Here is a 14,309-nt window from a genome sequence, read left to right on the forward strand (position 1 = left end):
CACAAGATATATAAGGATGACTATGTCTTTTTTCAAAAAAGCCCTTGGCGCAGTCGGTATCGGTGCAGCAAAAGTAGATACCATCTTAGAAACCCATCACGCCTCCCCTGGCGAAGAAATTTCTGGAACGGTTAAAATCATCGGTGGCAAAGTTGCTCAAGAGATCAACAAAATAGATCTTAACGTAATGTGCAACTACACAGTTGAAAGAGAAGACAGTGAAGGTGAAACAACGACCATCACTAAAAACCACACCCTTGCTAAATTTCAAATCAACGAACGATTTACTATCGAACCCGGTGATGAAAAGCACATTCCATTCGCGCTTGACCTCGCTGAAGAAACCCCGCTTACTGTTGGCCAATCCAAAACTTGGATCGCTACCAACCTTGATATTGATATGGCGCTCGACAAGTCAGATAGGGACTATTTACATATCGTACCTACCGAGCTACAACAAGCGGCTATCGATGCGATGGAAGCGCTTGGCTTTAAACTTTATGAATCAGACTGTGAAGGTATTGATGAAGTATCATTCTCACGCCTGCCATTCGTACAAGAACTAGAGTTTAAAACGATCACAGGTGACTTCCATGGTCGCTTTGATGAAGTAGAAATGGTTTTCTTTAATCGTGGTGAGCAACTCGAAATCATCTTTGAGATTGATCGCAAAGCGCGAGGCTTTAAAGGCTTCTTTGCGGAGGCGCTAGACCTTGATGAGTCAAAAGCCAGATTGTTGATAGATGAAGCAGATTTAGAAGACCTAGAAGATGCTATCTATGACATTCTAGAGGCGAATTGCTAAGGTATATTAACCTTATAGTATTGATAGATTTATATTGATGCTTTGGTGATCGTTGCATTCATACGAATGCAACTTCTATATGAACAAACTCTATTATTATCCCAGTCCACCTAACGCTATGGTTTATGTTAATACAAATGTTAAGGTGTATAGGTAATAACTTTCTAGACTGATTTATTGTTACAATTTAAGCCCCTTTAACATGCCGATCACGGCACGTTTGAGTTGACTTAAACTCAATAAAACAGCACATTAAAACGAATGGTCAAGGTAGATTAGGTGACAATGAATGTCCAACTTTAGAATTTGGAAACTGGTTAGCCTACTGTGTGTTTTGAGCCTAATGCTGGGCTGCGAATCGAAAGAAGAACGTATCCAGCAAACCATTACACATACACTTCAAGAAGCTTCAACAGCGATAAATACGCTGGGAACCGCCCTTGATAAAAAGCAGGTGAGAAACGCCAACCTTTTGACTGAGTATGGCAAAGTACTTAGTCAGCAAAAACCTCAGCTCAGTGAAATTGCGCAAATTATTTCCCAAGACGCAACAAGCAGTGGAACCTTATATCAGAGTTTATTGACTCGTTATCAGTCCCTCAAGTCCCCCGCTCCAAGTATGAACAGCGATGATATTATCAACCAAGCGCTCTTGTTAAAAGAAGCAGCTTCAATCAGTTTGTTCAATGATGCGCTGACAGATCCAATCAATGTTTTAGCCGATATGTCAGATGGGAAGCTAGCGCGAGTCGGCGCAATCAGTCAGCAAGCAAAACAAACAGCAAATGGTCAGACCGGTGTCGGTAACCAGCTTGTTGGTAATGCCAACTATGGCGAATGGCAGACCAACTCAAACGGCACTAGCTTTTGGATGTGGTACGGCATGTATCGCATGCTTGGAGATATTGTTGGTGATGTGGAGTATGGCCGCTGGAGTAAACACCGCAAATACAGCTACTACAGTGACTATGGTCGCCATAGATACACCAGTTATAAAAGCTACAAACGCCAAACTGAACTCGCCAAACGTACTCAACAATCGTATCAAAGACAGGGTAAACAGTTTACCAGTCCCTATGCCAAGAAAAAGTCTGGCGCGTCAGGGTTAAGTCGAAGTAGTAATACCCCATCAGCAGTAACTCGAAGCAGCTACTCTCGAACCTCAAGCTACGGCTCAGTTCGCAATAGCTCAAGTAGAACCTCCCGTGGCGTAAGCCGGGGCAAATAGCGCATATATAGCGGAGTTAACACATGTACCAATTTAACGGATTAACAGCTTGGACTTTTCAAGCATTGCTAATAGATATGGCGGTGATCGTCGCGTTGTTTGTTAGCTTAAAATACATCAAAGGTTGGGTATCTAACCTTCATGCAAACGATGAAATAACAGAAAAAGACAACTTTGCATTTGGCCTCAGCTTTGCTGGTGGTTTAGCAGGTTTAGCCATTGTGATTTCAGGTATTTCAAGTGGTGCTTTTGCCAGTTCTTTGGCTCAAGAAGCACTACAAATGGCGGGCTATGGTATCGTTGGTATCATTCTTATCAAACTCGGACACTTTTTCCAAGATAAAGTCGCGTTACGCAAGGTGAACCTTCATGACGAAATCGTTAAAGGTAATGTCACCTCAGCACTGATTGATTTTGGCCATGTGGTGAGCGTTGCCATTGTGATCCGCTCAGCTTTGCTTTGGGTACTCACAGAGGGCTGGTATGGTTTACCGATTGTGGTTGCGGCCTTCATTATTGGTAATATTTGTATGCTGCTTGTAAGCCAATACCGAGTACAACTATTTAAGCGCACCAACAAAAGTGGCGACTGTTTACAGCAAGCAATCAAAGACAACAATATCGCGGTCGGGATCCGCTACGCTGGCTTTTTAATCGGCTCAGCACTGGCACTAACTGCGGCGTCCGGTTTAGCGCCGTATGTAGCGGACAACATTAACTCAAGTTTACTGTACTGGAGTATTGCGGCACTGGGTAGCATTGTGCTTTTCATCGTCTTACACCTCATCATGATAAAAATTATTCTGGCGGGTAAAGATATTTCCGATGAAGTGAACAGACAAAAGAATGTTGGTGTTGCTGCAATCTCAGCCGCGCTTTCTTTTGCGATTGGTACGACTATGGCAAGTTTGTTAGGTGCATAACCCTTGAGCGCATCTGCACCACAAACTTCAGCAAGAGTGACCGGCAACTGGTCGTTGTTCGGTCACGACACCCTACTAATTGGCGTCATGGCTATTTTGGCCGGTTGCGGCCTAATCTACGAATATTTACTCTCCCATTATGCTGGTCGCGTTTTAGGCTCCGTAGAAAGCGCGATTTATGCCATGATAGGCACTATGATCGTGGCCATGGGCATTGGCGCATTTTTAGCACGCTGGTTTAAAGATCCTTTTACCGCTTTTGCTTGGCTTGAAAGCCTAATCGCGCTACTGGGCATGAGCAGTATTTTGGTGATCGCCAGTGTTATTGCACTTACCTATACCCTGCCCCATACACTTTCTAGCCTATACAGCCTGCCTCCCGATAGTGTCTTAGATGGCATGCCATTTGCGCAATTACAAGCATTTGCCCGATTTCTACCTTATGTTTTCGGCCTCATCCTAGGCATTTTAATTGGCATGGAAATTCCGCTGATCGCTAGGATCCGTCAACAAGTGTATGGCCGCTTCCTTGAAAATAACGCAGGTACCATTTACGGTGCAGATTATATCGGTGCTGGTGTTGGTGCTGCCATTTGGGTCACGATTATGCTTGCGCTGCCAATAATGCAAGCAGCAGCGTGGACTGCGCTATTTAATATTGTTGCAGGACTTATCTTCCTATGGCGTTACCATGCTCATGTCCGCTTCGCTAAGCTACTGTTTGCTTGCCACTTTGTGTTGCTTGGTATCTTTTTTGTCATCCTAAGCCATGGCTCTCTTTGGATGAAAGACCTCAGCAATGTGCTTTACAAAGACAAAGTGATCTATTCAGAGTCAACGAAGTATCAACATGTTGTCATCACTGAGCGATTGAGCCGCGCACAACCCATGCCAATTAACGATTTATTCTTAAATGGTCGATTACAGTTTTCATCTGTGGATGAACAGATCTATCACACTATGCTTGTGTATCCTGCAATGCTGGCATCCAACCGTCGCGAAAAGGTGTTAATTATTGGTGGCGGAGATGGTCTGGCACTTCGAGATGTACTGGAATGGCCTGTTGAAAATGCAACCTTAATCGATTTGGATGGGCAACTGCTCTCACTATTTGGACTACAAGGGCAGCCTTACCCGGCTAGACCGCATATCACCAGTCAATTAACCCGCTTGAATAGCGACGCGTTAAACGACCCAAGAGCGACGGTTATCGTTGCAGATGCATTTTTAGAAGTAGAAAAAATGCTCGACCAAGGTAGACAATTTGACACTATCATTATCGATTTACCCGACCCTAATCACCCCGATTTAAACAAGCTATATAGCGACTACTTTTATAATCATGTGCGTCAATTACTGGCACCTGATGGTGCACTCGCTATTCAGTCAACGTCTCCCTATCACGCCAAAAAAGCGTTTATTAGCATAGCTAAAACGGTAAAACATGCCGGGTTTACGCATGTTGAGCAGTACCAACAGAATATTCCCTCATTTGGCCAATGGGGATGGACAATCGCAACGAGAGCAGGACAACCAGCAAGTGCTAGGATCCGGTCGGCCGAGTCTTTGCCTGTTCCAAGTAACTGGATAAACAAAGAGTATTTACTCGCGACTTTCGCCTTCCCAAATCGCTTTTTTGATGGAGCAAAAGATATTGAAGTCAACCAGTTAGGAACGGGGAGACTATACGATTATTATCGCCAAGCATGGCGAACAGAAGATGAGTTGTATAAAAATTAGCGCACGGCCATTGACATATTATGTCTTACGTGCAACTCTTAACTCAGACATAATATGTCAAAACAAAAAGGTAAATGAAGATGGAATTAAATGAACTATCAATCAAATTAGCATCATTTGAAACAGAAGGTGCTAACTTCGAATCTTTCTTAATCGCCAATGAAGGCGAGCAAGATGTATTGCAAGTGATTGTTGACGGAAATGACGAATTACCAATTTTTGTGACTCAGACTGAAGAACAACTTGTATGCATTAGTTACCTATTTAAAGAGAATGAGGTAAAGCCTGAGTTGCTAAACGAGTTAAACGAAGCACTATTAAAACTGAATGTGCCGATCCCGCTGAGTGCGTTTGCTAAAATTGATGAGCAGTATGCGATATTTGGTGCTCTAGCCGTTTCCTCCTCAATTGATGAGATCACGCACGAACTGGTCACCCTCGCGGACAATGCAATCGAAGCATTAGATGCAGTGACTGTGTATTTGAATGAATAATATTGGAGTTGTGAAATGAGTATTTTAAAGAAATTATTTACTGCTGTTCGTGGTGGCGCTAGAGAAGTTGGTGAGTCAATTGTTGACGCAAATGGCATTCGTATTTTTGAGCAAGAAATTGCTGACGCACAAAACGCTTTAGCTAAAGCCAAAAAGAGCTTAACTGAAGTAATGGCGAAAGAGATGCAGACAAAACGCAAATTAGCTGCACTTGACGAAAGCATTATCGAGCATGAAAACTATGCTGGACAAGCGCTCGAAAAAGGTAACGAAGCTTTAGCGGTAGAAATCGCAGAGAAAATCGGTGAATTTGAAGTTGAGCGCGCAGAGCATCAGCAAGTGCTAGACGGTTTTAGTAAACATGTGATCCTGTTAAAGCAGCAGATCAAAGAAGCTGAAAAAACGATTAAAGAAAACCAACGCCAGCTGACCATGGTAAAAACCACAGACAGCGTTCAAAAAGCAACCATGGCAGTAAACAGCACGCTAAATACCAATGCGTCATCTATGGTAAATGCACGTCAGTCGCTTGAGCGTATCAAGCAACGCCAGCAAGATAGGCAAGATCAACTGGCTGCGGCAAAAGAGCTTGAAGCCGCTGCAACGGGTGCAGATCTAAAAGCTAAAATGGCAGAAGCAGGTATTGGCTCTACGCAAAAGAGTAATGATATTCTTGAACGTATTAGAGCTAAACAAAGCAACTAATATTTGCTGATTAGAAAAAGGAGGCCTCGCCTCCTTTTTACCCTTTTTGATTATGTAGGTGCATTATGTTTGGCTTTTTTAAATCAAAAAAAACTCCTGAGCGACAACTTACTCATGCAAAAGATCTGAAAGTTGGGGACATGCTCACCATCATCGATTCGTTCGCTTACCCAAGCTGGCTCAAGGGACAAACCCTAAAAGTTGTTGGCGTACAAACTTACCAATTTGAACGCAGCGCTGCATATGAATTTGTTCTCGAAAGTGATTCAGGTAACATTACTTTTTTGCAAATTGAACAAAGTGACGGTGAGGAATACGCGAATTTCTCTATCAAAATCCAAAGAGAAGACGTCGACGCTATTTTTACGCTTGATGAATTTGCGCGTATTTTCGATGAAGAAGCACTGACCCACATCGACACCCACGCCACTCCAGAGATTTTCGAGCGATTTTTAGGTAAAAGCTATCAACAAAGCGAAGCGCCCTACGTTTGCTATTTTTACGATAGCGATTATCGCGGCCGCGCCTTGCCACGCTATCAAGATGAAAGTGGCGAAGTATGTGAAGTTATCGAGTTACTGAGTCCTGACGAAAAGTTCGCTATCAATATTGAGATCTGGGATGGGGGGGAAACTGACGTGTCACTAACCATGTGTCGCCCACTGAGCGATATTGTCGACCTATTTCCTGGAGCTAACTCGTGACCACAAGAGAAGACAAGTGGAAACGTCAAGAAGTCGCATTGAGGGCCACACAAATGGCCTTCGATTTAACCACGGAAGTACAAAAAAGTATTAAAAAACAGGCAATAGACGAAGAGCTAACGCCATCCGATATGATCAGAAAGATCCTTGATTTAGAAGTTAAATCGAAGAAAACTCGGCAACGCTTATCCTTCAATTTAACCGATGATGAAATCGCACTACTGGCAGAACGTTTTGGCGTTGCTCCCAACGACAAACGGGCTGTAAAGCAACAAGTCGCCAATATGCTACTCAGTCGCTACTCAGATAAAAGAAACAAGTGAGCAGTAATACTAGTCCATTAATTTTCCAACTATTTTAAATAGTTAAAGCTACAACCTAAGAGGGAACGATGACAGAAGCAGAGATTAAGAAAAGTATTGATAAACATAGTGTGAAACCACTTATTTTCGTAGTCATCATGATGTTACTAATAGCATTATTGAATAACTACTTATTGGAAGATGACCCATTATCTTCCAACCTATTAATTTTAGGAGCATTAGCTGCTGGCATACACATCTTCAAAAATGTCCTCTGTGACGTCCTTGTCACAAAATCAGCACAGGATGGCTCTAAATAACCTGAGCTTAAATAACATCATTTCTCTCTAGCAGTCCACCTTAACAATTGTAGCGACGGTTAATCACGCTTGGGCAAATAAAAATAGCTGCTAGAGCCTCATCGCTTTGAGATCATCACTCTACCGCGAGCAGCTCAACTTCAAACACTAACAACGAACCCGGTTCGATTTTACCTGCTGCGCGGTCACCGTAGCCTAGATCCGGACCAATCCAAAAGCGGTATTTATCCCCTTCGCTCATCAACTGCACACCTTCGGTCCAACCCGGGATCACTTGATTAAGTCCAAAGCTAATGGGTTGGTCACGCAGTACCGAGCTGTCGAATACGGAGCCATCAAGTAAAGTGCCATGATAATGCACTCTAACTTTGCTCGTTGCATTTGGCTGCTTGCCACCGTCAGTTTGAGTGATTATTTCGTACTGAAGACCTGAGTCAGTTTTATGTACCTCTGCGCGCTTTTCGTTTTCTTTCAAAAAGTCTGCCGCTTGAATTCGATTAAACTGCGCAAGCTGCTTTTGTTTCTGACCACCTCGAAAAAACACCACTGCAATCACCAGTGCAACGATAACGAGGATAATGTTAGTTGTCGTCATGGCTTTCTTCTCCTTTGTCGTCATCGCCGTTTACTACTTTTGCAATACGTTCAAGTTTCGCCATTGCAACTGCATTGATACTGTTTTCGGGATAGCCTTCATCACTTAGCGCCCCTGCTGGTCTATCCATTAACAAGCTAAGCGCTTCATCTACTGTGGCAACGGCGTAGACATGGAATAAGCCTTTTTCAACAGCCGCAATCACTTCATCATCTAACACTAAGTTGACCTTGTTAGATTCAGGGACAATCACCCCTTGCTTACCTGTGAGGCCTCGCATTTTGCAGAGTTTAAAGAAGCCTTCGATTTTTTCGTTTACACCACCAATGGCTTGTACTTCACCGTGTTGGTTTATTGAGCCAGTGAGCGCTAAAGATTGATCTACGGGTAGTTGCGTCACCGCCGATAGCAGCGCACAAAGTTCTGCAAGTGATGCGCTATCACCGTCAATAAAACCATAATTTTGTTCAATGGCGATATTTGCGCTAAGTGTCAGGCTAAAGTCTTGCGCATACTTATTACCTAGGTAACCCGTAAGCAGCATCACGCCTTTTGAGTGAATTGACTTACCTAAATCTACCTCACGTTCAACGTCAATCACCCCGTCAGCACCCGCGTATACCGTAGAGGTAATACGCGCAGGCGTACCAAATGCGGTGTCACCAATATGCAGTACCGTCAGGCCATTTACCTTACCAATTGCGGTGCCTTCAGTTGCAATCAAAGTATGCCCTTCTTGAATATCGCTGAGCATGTTTTCACTCAACTGCCCAGTCCGATATTCTTTTCCAGCTATCGCTTCATCGATGTGATTAGCGGCTATTTGGTTTACGCCATCTTGCTTGGCATAAAAACTGGCTTCTGCCACCAGCTCCAAAACATCAGCAAAGCGCGCCGAAAGCTTACTGTGGTGCTCCGCTTGGCGATAGCTAAATTTAAGCATACGCGCCAGCGCCGCTGAGCTAAGCTCAATCTTCAAGGTATCATTACAGTATTCCATCACCTTAGTGATAAATTGATACTGCATTTTGTCCGAGCTTGGTAAATAGTAATCAAAATCGGCCAGCACTCTAAATAGTTCTGCAAACTCTTCATCGTACTCACCTATGGTGTAATATAGATCTCTCGAACCCAAAAGAATAATTTTGACATCCAATGGAATTAACTGCGGCTTTAAGGTAAAGCTGCTGCCCACCGAATTGTCTTGATACGGTAGGTCATTTTTAATTTGGTGGGTTTTTAACGACAGTTTAAGGCCATCCCACACTTGCGCGTTAGCCATGACCTTTTCAGCATCCATGATCAGATAACCGCCATTGGCGCGGTGCAATGCACCGGCTTGAATAGAGCGATAGCTGGTGATCAAATTACCTTGAGAGGTTGCATATTCCACCTTACCAAAAATATTACCAAAGGTCGGATTTGGCTCATACACCACAGGCGCAGGGTCGTCCTCTTTAAACTCAACCAGAATATTGGGCGCAAAAAAGTCCGTGAGCATTCCCTTTGAGTCAAAGTCATCTTTGTTTTCGTCGCTGTTGCTACTATCGTCGTCTAGCCAATCTAATACCGCATCGACAATTTCAACCTTCAGATCTTTAAGATAACGCAGCACGCCAATGTGTGCGGCATACTTATGCTCAAGTGCTTTTAATAGCGGTTTGGTCGCCACTTCGATGGTAGTTTTTTTAAGATTACGTAAGCGCTCAGAAGATTCACGCTTCCATCTTGGCAGCTCAATAAGCGATTCGATTAGGGCATCTTCTAATGTTTCTATTGCGGTTAAAAAGTGTGCCTGAACATGCTCGTCCAGAGCCGAAAACTCCGTATCACTGAGCTGCTTACCATCGACCACAGGAGCAAAGCCAACAGTCCCCGTATCTTCTATCAGTGCAACGCTCATATTCATAGCTTGCTGCTCAACAGCGGTGATCGCAGCATCGTATTTTTGTTCGAATTCTTTATCTAGCGACTTTTTCTTACGTTGATAACCCGGATTGTCAAAAGCTGCAGGAAAAGTATCTAAGATCTCATCGATGAAGGCGTCTATATCAGCCTCAAGCTGCTTACTTTCACCCGCCTGCATAAATAGCGCGATAGGCTCGCGGTGGTCGTCGTAGTTGTTGACGTACAACCATTCTTTAGGCGTTGGCTTAGTTTTACTGTGTGCCTCAAGCTTGTCTTTTACCATGGTAAAACGACCCAGCGCCGCTTCTCCCATGACATACACATTATAACCAGGAAGCTCCATTCCCAAAGCAAAGTCTAGCGCGGTTTGAGCGCGCTGCTGGCCAATAAACGGTAGTGCTTCTGGATAAGGGTTTTGGATACAATTTTCTATGTGAGTCAACGAAACTGATGGCGCGAGCTGACTCGCAGGCAGTGCTTTTTCACACGACAATTTAGATTTGGTCATTCTAACTTCTTTGTATTATTCGCATACGTTAGTCTACTCAGCTTGGTGCTTCCAAGCTGAGCGCCCACACTTTAGGGCGCTAATGCTTTTCTAGTATATTCCCCATGCCCGCACTCGCTGCAAGCTGGGATCTTGATGGCATAATAAACATCTAATTTATAGCCACAATTCTTACACACTAATTGTCCCAAAGCTATCCATTCACCTTCTTTATAAATGCCTTGGTGTTCAAAATCTTTTAAAAGTGCGGACCACTCAAGTTGAGTTCTATCTTCTAATTGGGATATTTCGAATAAGATGTTGGCTTTGAGTTCACTCCAAGCCGCTTCATCGTAGAAGGTTTTGTTTTCGAGAAGATGTTCCAAGTCACGTTTTAGATAGTAACTATAATCATCATAGGTTTGTTTGGTGTAGTCTTTCAGTGCGCTCTGCGCTTCCCAGAATCGCTTAGATAAATCGTCAATTTCATGTTCTTTGACGTCTTTGAGCCAATCGGAAAATTGATCCAGCCATTTTTGATAATCCGCCATTGCTACACTCCTGTTTCGCCAATAGATTAAGTGTAGACCAGATATACCATTCATTGTATTAGGGTTTGCTGAACTTGGTGCTCAGCAAACCCATTTGGCTTCGGATTATGAAGCCAAAAGTCATTGCTATTAGCTTAGAAACGATACTTCACGCCAACCGTTGCTGTTGTACCAAGGCCTTTAATATTGTAGCCACCGTACGTATAGGCTTGTGCGCGAGCTGGGTAGTAGTCTGAGTTAAATAAGTTTTCAATACCAACAAAAGCTTGCCAACTTTGGTCGAATTGATATTGACCACTAAAGTTAACCACGTTGTAGCTGTCAATTGGACCTTGATCGCCAACATAGTTGCCTTTATCGTTCCGCTCAAAACGTTTACGGTCGCCCACATGTAACCAGCTTAACGTCATCGATAGCGCATCAACTGGCTGCCAGTTTAGGTTTGCCGTAAGCTTTGGTGGGCTAATTTGTCTAGAGCCAAGATAAGTATCGGCTTCGGTATCTTTACCCTCTACATAGCTATATGTCGCAATGAGTTTTAGCGAGTCGTTGATCTTGTAATCGACAAGTGCCTCATAGCCCCATATTTTTTGTGGTGCTCGAACAGGCTCATAAACTCCGGTTACTTCATTGAATTTATTCGTTGTGCCAAACTCAGACGTACTTCTATATGCCGCAAATTCAAATCGTAACGTCTCAAATTGAGAGTTAAAACCGATTTCGTAGTTATCAACAATCGATGCTTCTGTTTGAATTTGACCTATGTCTTCTACCGTTGCACTGCGCAGCAGACGGCCAATATCGGAGATATCAGAGCCCTGCGAGTAACTGGCGAATGGGCTGAACTTTTCATTCGCGTTATATTTAATACCCACATTGTAAGTTGTGGCATCATAGTCAATGGTGTCGCCTTTCACGTTAAGTGGCACAGAGCACTGATCCGCTGAACGGCAAAGTTTTAGTGTTTGGTAATCAGCTACCGCAAGATCAATGCTTTCTTGTCTCACTCCCGCTTTTAACACTAGGTCATCCGCAACAATCCACTTGGTCTGTAGGTAACCTGCGATGCTTTCCATGTCCATTTCTGGCACCCAAATACGACCATCGACAAGTGGCTGTGAGGTCACATCATTCAACGCATCGATACCATAAATGAAGGTAGCTTGGACATTGTCAAAATCAACCAAGGTATTAAATGTCGCACGCGCGCCCTTTTTTTCAGAGCGGATGATAGATTGACCGCCAGTGTATCCTTCATCAGGGTTTGCTAAGCTTGGAGAGAAGAAGAACACGTTCTCAATGTCTTGCATATACGCATCAAGCGTCATTTGTGTATTAGCAAAAACTTCTATATCGGTGTATTTCAAAGTAATGTTTTCATTACCTTCTGGCCCTTGAGGCTTACCTTGTTTTTGCTGAGCTGGTGGCACGTGAATAGCGTAAGATTTTTCACCTAAATTGATGTTACCAAACACATCACCTAGGTCAGTTTTTTGCTGAGAACTGTAGAAGTTGTAGCTAAATTGCAGTTGCTTGTCTTCATCAAAGTCATAGCCAAGCTTAGTAAAATAGTTTTCTGTCACAGTATCCGACAGACCATACTGTAAACCCAGAATATCACCTTCAGCATCACGCTGAACACCATTTTCTTCATAGCTTGCCGTGACTAAATAACTAAATTGGTCAACGCGGCCATTAACCGCGCCCGCAATTCGAGCACCGGCGCTCTCTGCAAGCTTTACTGCGCTAAAGCGGCTAGATAGGCTAATTTCACCTTCTGGTTTGCCATCGCTTTTGGCCTGCTTGGTGATGTAGTTAATGATCCCGCCTGAAGCACCATTGCCATAAATTGAGGTTGCCCCTTTGATCACTTCTATACGGGCGATGGCACTTGGATCGAGTGTTTTTACACCTAAAGAACCATTTCGTAGTGGTGTAGACTGAGGTACACCATCAATCATCACCAGTGGTGCACGTCCACGCAACGATTGCCCAGTATTACTTGAACTACCCGTATCCGGAGCAAGACCAGGAACAATTTGAGATAACAAACTTTGTAGTTCTGGATTTACTTTTAAATGATCTTCGATTTGTTTTTGATTAATAATCGTAATAGAGGCAGGCACTTCATCGATGCTTTCAAACACACGACTGCCCGAGACCACGATATGCTCCATATCTGCAGCTTGAAGATCTTTAACATTGGTATCGTCTGCAATGGCTGCTGCGCTAACAGCCAACGCTACCATACTGAGAGTAGTTTTTAACATGGTTATCCTTGCTGGATTTAGAATAATAATGATGTAAAAAGCGGCAATATAATATTGGCAAACCTCAGTAAAAACAAGGCAAATGTGAATAATTTGCATTACCCTTTACTGAAAAATTATCCTACTCTGCACCACTTTTTGCAATTATATCTACATAACAGTAACTTAGAGTGAAGTTAATTACCTCTTCCTGCGATGGCGTTGTAACCAAAAATACAGGCCGGATACCGTGAAAAAGGTCGGAGCTAAGGCAAGTATTAACCAGACAAATTGCACGATGGGTCCTGCAAAATCACCAATATGAAACTTGTACTTAAAGTTCCAAACTTGCGTAGCGACTCCCGCTTTTGACGCATCATATTGCGCTACAACCTCACTATTATAAGGGTTTACCCAAACCCAGCTATAGGCATGACTTTCGCCTGGATTTTGAACTCTGAAAGCGATGCTGTCGGACGCTTTGTCAGGCATATAAATACGGAACAGCTGACTGTCTGGGAAGGTGGTTTTTGCGCGTGTTGTAGCGCTATTTAAATCATAGGGTAAGCCGTGAAAATTAACCGCAATAGTGGGCGGTTTTGGTCTTGCTTCGACCTCGTCAAAGCTCAACCACTCAACCACAGCCTTAGTTTGCGGCTTCCAGTTAAACGCCATACCACTAAAGGCAATGAGCAGTATAGGTAAAAGCAAATATACCCCCAATACGGTGTGTAACTGATAAAGCAGGATCCTTAGCTTAGCTTTTGGTTTTATCACTAGCCGTTTCAAGCGATTTTTAGGCTTTACCCAAAGATAAAAGCCCAACACCAACTCAATAATGAGTACAAGTGCACAAATAGATACCCAGTCTCTAAGCGGCTTTTTGTTGTCAGCATCTTCAAACAACAACCAACGATGTAGCGCCATCGTATAACCGTATAGCGTAGAGTAATACTCGTAGCGATGAAGGATCTTGCCACTGTAGGGGTTAACGCTGACATAATCACCGCTAGACAACTTCAGTTGCCACGCCAAATCCGGTTGCTGCTCAGGCATAAACAGTGAAACTTTTTCAGCGGTTGTAGATTCAACTGAGGTGACTATTTGCTCTACCCCAAGAGGCTTAGACTGCGGCTCAACTCGCCACAACTGAGGCTGAGTAAGGTATTGAATATCTTTGGCGTATATAAGCAGTGCCCCAGTTAAGCTTAAGCAAATAATAAATGCACCAACCACTATCGCCATTACTAGGTGAGCACGGCGTAACCACAATTTTATCAAGGGAATTCTCAAACTTC

14 protein-coding genes are annotated in these 14,309 nt (G+C 43.4%); 9 read left to right on the plus strand and 5 right to left on the minus strand.

The genetic code is table 11. The features are described from left to right. Positions 1–22 precede the first annotated feature (22 nt). From PPIS_RS09945 to PPIS_RS09985, 9 genes are all read left to right on the plus strand, one after another. Entirely contained in the window at positions 23–805 is a 783-nt protein-coding gene (locus PPIS_RS09945) for a sporulation protein (protein ID WP_010371985.1), read from the plus strand. Positions 806–1,094: 289 nt separating this feature from the next. Continuing rightward, entirely contained in the window at positions 1,095–2,033 is a 939-nt protein-coding gene (locus PPIS_RS09950) for a hypothetical protein (RefSeq protein ID WP_010371988.1), read from the plus strand. A gap of 23 nt (positions 2,034–2,056) precedes the next feature. Further along, entirely contained in the window at positions 2,057–2,956 is a 900-nt protein-coding gene (locus PPIS_RS09955; protein WP_010371990.1) for a DUF350 domain-containing protein, read from the plus strand. Positions 2,957–3,043: 87 nt separating this feature from the next. Then, positions 3,044–4,696 carry a polyamine aminopropyltransferase gene (locus tag PPIS_RS09960; protein WP_248694157.1) on the plus strand — a complete coding sequence of 551 codons (1,653 nt, stop codon included), beginning with the start codon at positions 3,044–3,046 and terminating at the stop codon, positions 4,694–4,696. An 80-nt stretch (positions 4,697–4,776) separates the two neighbouring features. After that, positions 4,777–5,190, plus strand: a complete 414-nt coding sequence (locus tag PPIS_RS09965) for a DUF2170 family protein (protein ID WP_010371994.1) — start codon at positions 4,777–4,779, stop codon at positions 5,188–5,190. 15 nt (positions 5,191–5,205) lie between these two features. Beyond that, entirely contained in the window at positions 5,206–5,895 is a 690-nt protein-coding gene (locus PPIS_RS09970) for a PspA/IM30 family protein (protein WP_010371996.1), read from the plus strand. Positions 5,896–5,960: 65 nt separating this feature from the next. Then, positions 5,961–6,599 (plus strand): DUF4178 domain-containing protein, encoded by a 639-nt coding sequence (locus PPIS_RS09975; protein WP_010371998.1) that lies wholly within the window; start codon positions 5,961–5,963, stop codon positions 6,597–6,599. 53 nt (positions 6,600–6,652) lie between these two features. After that, the gene (locus PPIS_RS09980) at positions 6,653–6,922 is read left to right on the plus strand and encodes a hypothetical protein (RefSeq protein WP_290442399.1); all 270 of its coding nucleotides are present in this window, start codon (positions 6,653–6,655) and stop codon (positions 6,920–6,922) included. 68 nt (positions 6,923–6,990) lie between these two features. After that, entirely contained in the window at positions 6,991–7,221 is a 231-nt protein-coding gene (locus PPIS_RS09985) for a hypothetical protein (protein ID WP_010372003.1), read from the plus strand. Positions 7,222–7,336: 115 nt separating this feature from the next. Here the strand turns inward: PPIS_RS09985 and PPIS_RS09990 are convergent, their stop codons facing one another. From PPIS_RS09990 to PPIS_RS10010, 5 genes are all read right to left on the minus strand, one after another. Next, on the minus strand, positions 7,337–7,816 hold the full coding sequence (locus PPIS_RS09990; RefSeq protein WP_010372006.1) for an FKBP-type peptidyl-prolyl cis-trans isomerase: 480 nt from the start codon (positions 7,814–7,816) through the stop codon (positions 7,337–7,339). Next, positions 7,803–10,232: a Lon protease family protein gene (locus tag PPIS_RS09995; RefSeq protein WP_010372009.1), complete on the minus strand. Its 2,430-nt coding sequence runs from the start codon at positions 10,230–10,232 to the stop codon at positions 7,803–7,805. Before PPIS_RS09995 ends, PPIS_RS09990 begins: the two co-directional genes overlap by 14 nt. A gap of 71 nt (positions 10,233–10,303) precedes the next feature. Continuing rightward, the gene (locus PPIS_RS10000) at positions 10,304–10,762 is read right to left on the minus strand and encodes a zinc ribbon-containing protein (RefSeq protein ID WP_010372012.1); all 459 of its coding nucleotides are present in this window, start codon (positions 10,760–10,762) and stop codon (positions 10,304–10,306) included. Between the two features lie 134 nt (positions 10,763–10,896). After that, positions 10,897–13,032, minus strand: coding sequence for a TonB-dependent receptor (locus PPIS_RS10005; RefSeq protein WP_010372017.1), 2,136 nt, complete (start codon positions 13,030–13,032; stop codon positions 10,897–10,899). Positions 13,033–13,212: 180 nt separating this feature from the next. Beyond that, positions 13,213–14,289, minus strand: a complete 1,077-nt coding sequence (locus tag PPIS_RS10010) for a PepSY-associated TM helix domain-containing protein (RefSeq protein WP_026345572.1) — start codon at positions 14,287–14,289, stop codon at positions 13,213–13,215. Between the last annotated feature and the right edge of the window lie 20 nt (positions 14,290–14,309).

Source organism: Pseudoalteromonas piscicida, assembly GCF_000238315.3.
GTDB lineage: Bacteria > Pseudomonadota > Gammaproteobacteria > Enterobacterales > Alteromonadaceae > Pseudoalteromonas > Pseudoalteromonas piscicida.

Coding starts and splice junctions, on each gene's coding strand:
- PPIS_RS09985 (WP_010372003.1), top strand. CDS start 6,991: ATGACAGAAGCAGAGATTAAGAAAAGTATTGATAAACATAGTGTGAAA.
- PPIS_RS09965 (WP_010371994.1), top strand. CDS start 4,777: ATGGAATTAAATGAACTATCAATCAAATTAGCATCATTTGAAACAGAA.
- PPIS_RS09945 (WP_010371985.1), top strand. CDS start 23: ATGTCTTTTTTCAAAAAAGCCCTTGGCGCAGTCGGTATCGGTGCAGCA.
- PPIS_RS09975 (WP_010371998.1), top strand. CDS start 5,961: ATGTTTGGCTTTTTTAAATCAAAAAAAACTCCTGAGCGACAACTTACT.
- PPIS_RS09950 (WP_010371988.1), top strand. CDS start 1,095: ATGTCCAACTTTAGAATTTGGAAACTGGTTAGCCTACTGTGTGTTTTG.
- PPIS_RS09980 (WP_290442399.1), top strand. CDS start 6,653: ATGGCCTTCGATTTAACCACGGAAGTACAAAAAAGTATTAAAAAACAG.
- PPIS_RS09970 (WP_010371996.1), top strand. CDS start 5,206: ATGAGTATTTTAAAGAAATTATTTACTGCTGTTCGTGGTGGCGCTAGA.
- PPIS_RS09990 (WP_010372006.1), bottom strand. CDS start 7,816: ATGACGACAACTAACATTATCCTCGTTATCGTTGCACTGGTGATTGCA.
- PPIS_RS09960 (WP_248694157.1), top strand. CDS start 3,044: ATGGCTATTTTGGCCGGTTGCGGCCTAATCTACGAATATTTACTCTCC.
- PPIS_RS09955 (WP_010371990.1), top strand. CDS start 2,057: ATGTACCAATTTAACGGATTAACAGCTTGGACTTTTCAAGCATTGCTA.
- PPIS_RS10005 (WP_010372017.1), bottom strand. CDS start 13,032: ATGTTAAAAACTACTCTCAGTATGGTAGCGTTGGCTGTTAGCGCAGCA.
- PPIS_RS10000 (WP_010372012.1), bottom strand. CDS start 10,762: ATGGCGGATTATCAAAAATGGCTGGATCAATTTTCCGATTGGCTCAAA.
- PPIS_RS09995 (WP_010372009.1), bottom strand. CDS start 10,232: ATGACCAAATCTAAATTGTCGTGTGAAAAAGCACTGCCTGCGAGTCAG.